Source organism: Dokdonella sp., assembly GCF_036518555.1.
Taxonomy (GTDB): Bacteria; Pseudomonadota; Gammaproteobacteria; order Xanthomonadales; family Rhodanobacteraceae; genus Dokdonella_A.
Map to the genome: position 1 here is coordinate 1 of NZ_DATDMY010000251.1, position 6088 is coordinate 6088.

Sequence of the window (6088 nt, forward strand, 5' to 3'; positions counted from 1 at the left end):
CATCCGCCTCCGGCACCTTCTCCCGCACGCGGGAGAAGGGCCAGCGAGCGCAGAACGACGCATCGTGTCGGTTCCTGCGATCCACGCCGTGGGCACCGCACGCGGCGATGCCCTCACCTCTCCCGCTCGCGGGAGAGGTCGCGCCGCAGGCGCGGGTGAGGGGAGCCCCGCGACCGCGTCGCACGATTCCCCTCATCCGCCTCCGGCACCTTCTCCCGCACGCGGGAGAAGGGACAGCGAGCGCGGAACGACGACACCCCGACGCCGCTCGCCGGCGCGGCTACGGCACGTCGTCATCCAGATCCGCTATCCAGACATCGCCGGCGCGTGCTGCGCCGAGCAGTTCCTTTCTCAGCGATCGCATGCCTTCGGCCATCGCCGTTCGCCGGATGGCGTGGATATCCGCATCGAACAGGGCGCCTCGGATGCCGTCGGTCATCGGCAGCATCTGGCAGACGAACCGTCGCCCTCGGAATCCGTTCGTGCAATAGAGGCAGCCGTCGCGGTTCGGACGCCAGAGCGTCACCCCGTCGGCAATGTCGTCGTCCGGGTAACCTGCGACCTTGAGCGAATGCGGCGGCAAGTGCAAAGGCTCCCGGCATTCCGGGCAGAGTTTGCGCACCGCACGCAACGCGAACACGAGCACGACGGACTCCGCGATGCCGTCCGCCGGGACGCCGATATTGACGAGACGCTGCAACGCGTGCGGCGCATCCAGCGTGTGTACGGTCGAAAGGATGAGTCGTCGGCGCTGTGTGGTCAGGCGCACGGCTTCCATCGCCGTTGCGTAGTCCGCAATCTCGCCGACCAGGAAGGCCTTCGTCCCGTCGTCGGCGAGCCGCTTCAAGGCGCTGTCGAAGGTGACGCCATCCTTGCGGGACACGACGACACGCGTCGCGTCGTCGAGTCGATCGCGCGCGGCCCACTCGATCGTCGCCATCGGCACCGGTGCGCCGCGCAAGCGCGGCAGCATGCGCATACCGTGATACAGCAGTGCCGCCTTGCCGGAGTACGTCGGGCCGACGGCCAGGACCAGGCCTCGTTCCCGGGAAAGTGCCTGCTCATAGACCCGCCTTTGACGCTCGTCGAGGATGTCGACGAGCGTGGGGCCGTGATCCGGCGCGGACATAGGCATCGGCGAGGGCCGCACGGACGTCGGAGGCATGGACGGATCGCCCTCACGATAGGTCGAGCCATCATGATCGCATGCCGCCGCCGTTGCGACCCCTGGCGCCCGTCGACGTGGCTAAAACCAACCTGTCTCGTCCTGTCTCAGGCTGTGAGGGGCAGCGGAGCGGCCGCGAAGGAATCGCAATCCTGCTGGCTTGCGGGCTCGGCTTGAGCAACAAAGGGTACGGAGTAATTCTCCACGTGAGAATCCGCGCTCGTGGGCGCCGGCGGGACTCGCGGTCGGGCGCTGCGAGGTAACCGGCCTTCTCGCGCCGCTGCGTCCCACCCTACCAAGGGCGTGCGCCGCGTAGGGCGGTACGCGCGAAGCGCGTGCCGCCGCCCGCACGTAGAGGCGATCAATCCGGCCAAAAGCGGCGCATCGCGCCCGACACGAGCAACGCGAACACCCACGCCAATGCCGCATTGACGACGAGATGCCCTTGCTTCGCGGTGTCGGCGAGGCCGTCGCCGAGTACGGTGACGGTGAGCGTGCCGAGCATCGTGACGACCACGAGCGCGGTGAAGTCGAGCGCGCGCGCGCCGCGGCGCAGTCCGGGGCGCACCAGCAACACGAACAGCGCGAGCAGCGGCGCCGCGAGCACGGCGAGTTGCAGCCACGGCCAGGCGTGCAGCAGCCGGCCGAGGCTCGGCAGCGCGGCGATCGTCGCGAACTCGCCGCCTTCGATCTGGCCGAGGTTCTTGGCGATCCACGGATCGAGCGCGAGCGGGGCGTGGCCGGCGAGGCGCAGTGCGATGCGCGGATGCGCGGCGAGCGTGCGCAGTTCGAGGCCGCGATCGACGTTCACGAGGCCGCGGCAGACGCGCTCGGGCAGGTCCGGGAATTCCCACGCGTGGCGGCCGCTGTAGATCGCGCAGTCGGGATCGACGTGCAGTTCCTCGAGCAGCGCGCGCGGGTCGTCGGCGAACGGCAGCAGCGCGGTGAACACGACGTCGGCGCGGTTGTACTGGTCGATCGCGTCCATCATCGCGCCTTCGCGATGCAGCTGCGCGACCTGCAGCCAGCAGCCGGCGAGCGCGCCGAGACCGAGCGCGAGCGCGCGCCAGCTTGTGCGGCCAAGGCGCACGCGGTCGAGCACGAATACGACAGCGGCGAGACCGAGCGGCAGCACGAGGTGCTGGATCTTCGAGGTCGCGAGCAGCAGTGCGGCGAGCGCGAGCCACGCGAAGCGCATCGCGCTGCGCGCCTCGTCGCGCCAGAGCAGCGCGAGCGCGAAGGTCGCGTACGCGGCGAGCAGCGCGGTCCACTCGGCGTAGAACGTGTTGAGGTACAGCGTGTTGCCGGGATCGGCGAACAGCAGCGGCAGCAGCGCCGCGTTGGCGATCGCCGCGCGCGCGTCGCCGCGGCGCAGCCACGCGCGCGACAGCGCGATCGACAGCGCGAGCAGCGCGAGCCAGCGCAGCGCGCCGACCCAGCGCACGTCGTGGACGGGTCCGCCGCCGAACGCCTCGGCGAGCATCCAGATGCCCGCGGTGGCGCCGGTGAACGCGAGCTCGCTCGACCAGTAGCACATCGGGTCGCCGGTCGCGACGAAGCGGTAGTCGGAGAACGGCGCCTGCGGGCTGTTCTGCTGCGGCGGGATCGTCGCGGGGCGATCCGGATAGAAGTGGAAGCAGTTCGTGTAGCGCGTCTGGTCGTAGCTGTTCGCGTACGCGTGCAGCGGGTCGTGCGACCACAGCACGAACGCGCGCAAGGTGCCGATCGCCCACAGCGCCGCAAGCAGCAGCCAGAGGGTCCACGGGGTCGTTCGCTCGCTGGCCAACCGGGTCGCTCCTCGCCATTCGCCGGCGCGGGGGCCGGGACAGCGTTCTAGTCTAGGTGGCGGACGTGACAGGGCTCAAACGGGCGCCCGTTTCGTCGACCGGTTCACATTCGGGACGTCGACCGGTTCGCCCGCCGAGCGCGACGCGGCTCCGGGCACGACCCCCGGAGGCCGGTGCTAGGATGCCGTCCACTCGGGGAATCCTCCCCGGAGGGAGCTGTCATGAGAACGCGTCTTGGCCATTACGACATCGTCGCCGAACTGGGCCGCGGCGGCATGGGTGTGGTCTACAAGGGCTACGAGGCCTCGTTGAACCGCTACGTCGCGATCAAGGTGCTGGCGGACTCGCTCGCCCACGACGAGGCGATCAAGGAGCGCTTCCTGCGCGAGGCGCGCAGCATGGCGGCGCTCAACGACCCGCACATCATCCAGATCTACTTCATCGGCGAAGACGAGGGCCAGACCTACTTCGTGATGGAGTTCGTCGAAGGCGAATCGCTCGGTTCGATGCTCAAGCGCGACCATCGCCTCACCGTCGAGCAGGCGGCGAAGGTGATCCAGCAGACCGCGCTCGGCCTCGCGACCGCGCACGACCGCGGCGTCGTGCACCGCGACATCAAGCCCGGCAACCTCATGATCACGAGCCGCGGCGCGGTCAAGATCGCCGACTTCGGCATCGCGCTGTCGAACCAGGACCTCAGCAAGAAGCTCACCTCGACCGGCGAGTTCGTCGGCACCCCGGGCTACCTCTCGCCCGAGGTCTGCCTCGGCAAGCCGGTCGACCAGCGCTCGGACATCTTCTCGCTCGGCATCGTGCTGTTCGAGATGCTGACCGGCAAGATGCCGTTCAACGACGAGTCGCCGCTCGGCCTCATGCTCGAGGTCGTCAAGGCGCAGATCCCGGACGTGCGCGAACTCAACCACGACGCCGACCCGCAGATCGCCGGCATCCTCGCCAAGATGATCGCGAAGGAGCCGGCCGAGCGTTACCAGAACTGCCACGACCTCGTCGGCGACCTCAACCGCCATCCGCTCGTCGCGAAGGGCGGCCCGATCACGGTGCAGACGAAGCTGTCGCCGGCGGCCGCGACGATGATCGGCCAGAAGACGCCCGTGTCGGGACAGGCGTCGCTGCCGCAGACGCCGCAGACGCCGATGCGCAACGTCGCCGCGCAGGCGAACACGCGCATCACGCCGACCGGCCAGCCGCTGCCGCCGCCGATGCAGGGTGGCCACCAGGCCGTGCTCGACCGGCCGACCGCGGTCGGCGGCAAGGCTCCGCGCAGTACCGCGCTGCCGTGGGCGATCGCGGCGGTCTTGCTGCTCGGCGTCGCCGGCGGCAGCTACGCGATGCGCGACCGCATCCCGGTGCTCGCGAACCTGTTCGGCACGCCCGCGCCGACCGTCGCGGCGACCGCGACGACGCCGAGCGCGACGGCCACCGTCGGCGCGACCAACACGGCGACGACGAACCCCCCGCCGGCACCGCCGAGCGCGACCAGCGTCGCGGCGACGACCGCGCCGAACGCGACCAGCACGCCGGCCGCGACCGATGCGTCGACGACGCCGGCGACCACGCCGTCGATCGCGCCGCCGCCTGCGCCGCCGCCGGTCGAAGCCGTCGCCAGTACGACAGACGCAACCGCCGACTCGGGCGCCCCGGCCGCGCGCGCGTCTCAGGCAGGCATGGAAGCGCTGCACGACCTGCCCGCGGCGAAGGCGGCCGAGGACGCCGCTCAGGCGCCTGGCCCGCGCGTCGCCAAGGTGACGCCGAGCGAGCCGCCCGCCGCGCCGCCGAAGCCGCGCGTACCGACGATCGCGGTCGTGTCGAGTGGCGATGACGTGATCTCCTCGCCCGCCGAAGACGCGCTCGTCAGCATGCTGCAGAGCCGCGGCTTCCGCGTCATCGAGGGCGGCCGCGGCCGCGGCGATTCGCCGAACCTGCGCGCGCTCGCGGGCAAGGCCGACGCGGTCGTGTTCGTGCACGCGCGTCCGGTCGGCTCGCAGCAGATGACGTACTACGGGCAGAGTTCGACCTTGTACACCGTGCAGCTCGGCGTGCGCGCGTACCGCGTGTCCGACGGCAGCGTGCTCTGGCGCAGCGGCGGCGAGCAGGTCAACTTCACGAGCCTCAACGCGGCCGAGAAGGCGCGCGAAGCGATCGAGCCGCTGCTCGACGCGGTCGACACGCAGCTCGCCGAGTTCCGCTCGCGCGGCCGTCGCGGTTAGGGGAGGGACCGCCGCGGGCTGCGCTCCGGCGCAGTTCGCGGCGGGATATCCGCTGCGCATGCCGCCGCCCGACGACATCGCTGCGCTGCTCGAGCGCGCCCATGCCGGTGACGGCGGCGCGTGGCAGCGCCTCGTCGATCTCGTCTACCCCGACCTCAAGCGCCTCGCGCGCGGCGCGCGCGCGCAGCCGCGCGACGCGACGCTCGGAACCACCGCGCTCGTGCACGAGTGCTGGCTGCGGCTCGCGCGCGCCGCGGGTTTGCCGCGCGATCACGACCACCTGCTCGCACTCGCGGTACGCATCATGCGCCAGGTGCTCGTCGACCATGCGCGCGAGCGTCTCGCGCGCAAGCGCGGCGGCGGCGAGGCCATGCTCGCGATCGACGACGTCGAGCCGCGCGACGAGCGCGAGTTCGAGCTGATCGCCGAGATCGACGACGCGCTGCGCACGCTCGCGGCGAACGCGCCACGGCGCGCACAGGTGTTCGAATGCCGCTACTTCGGCGGCCTCAACGACGACGAGACCGCGCGTGCGCTCGGCATATCGCCACGGACCGTGCACCGCGACTGGGACGAGGCGCGTGCGTGGCTCGCCGCGGCGCTGCGTCCGGCCTGAGCGCGCCCGCGTCCCGTGGGTGCGCCGGAAGGCGCGATGCTCTGGGTTCCGGTTGCAAAAAGCATCGCGCCTTCCGCCGCTCCCACAACGGCAAAAGCCGCCACGACACCCTTTCCCATGCGGCGGGCCCGCTTCCCGTGGGAGCGCCGGAAGGCGCGATGCTCTTCAATAGTCGCAACAGCTCGCGGCCATCGCTGGCCCCCCGACAGCCTCAAGGCAACGCCGCGCGCGCGGCGATCAGCGGCGCGAGGGTCGGGTGCTTCTCGTCGACGTGCGCGCGCATCTCGGCTAT

At 71.0% G+C, this 6088-nt stretch carries 4 protein-coding genes; 2 read left to right on the top strand and 2 right to left on the bottom strand.

The window, feature by feature from the left end:
- Window positions 1-280 precede the first annotated feature (280 nt).
- Both VI238_RS13695 and VI238_RS13700 read right to left on the bottom strand, forming a co-directional pair.
- Entirely contained in the window at window positions 281-1129 is an 849-nt protein-coding gene (locus VI238_RS13695; RefSeq protein ID WP_331652287.1) for an ATPase, T2SS/T4P/T4SS family, read from the bottom strand.
- 397 nt (window positions 1130-1526) lie between these two features.
- On the bottom strand, window positions 1527-2951 hold the full coding sequence (locus VI238_RS13700; protein WP_331652289.1) for a hypothetical protein: 1425 nt from the start codon (window positions 2949-2951) through the stop codon (window positions 1527-1529).
- A 222-nt stretch (window positions 2952-3173) separates the two neighbouring features.
- Here VI238_RS13700 and VI238_RS13705 point away from each other — a divergent pair, with 222 nt between their 5' ends.
- On the top strand, window positions 3174-5180 hold the full coding sequence (locus tag VI238_RS13705) for a serine/threonine-protein kinase (RefSeq protein WP_331652291.1): 2007 nt from the start codon (window positions 3174-3176) through the stop codon (window positions 5178-5180).
- Between the two features lie 58 nt (window positions 5181-5238).
- Window positions 5239-5796 (top strand): ECF-type sigma factor, encoded by a 558-nt coding sequence (locus VI238_RS13710; RefSeq protein WP_331652293.1) that lies wholly within the window; start codon window positions 5239-5241, stop codon window positions 5794-5796.
- The last annotated feature ends 292 nt before the right edge of the window (window positions 5797-6088 follow it).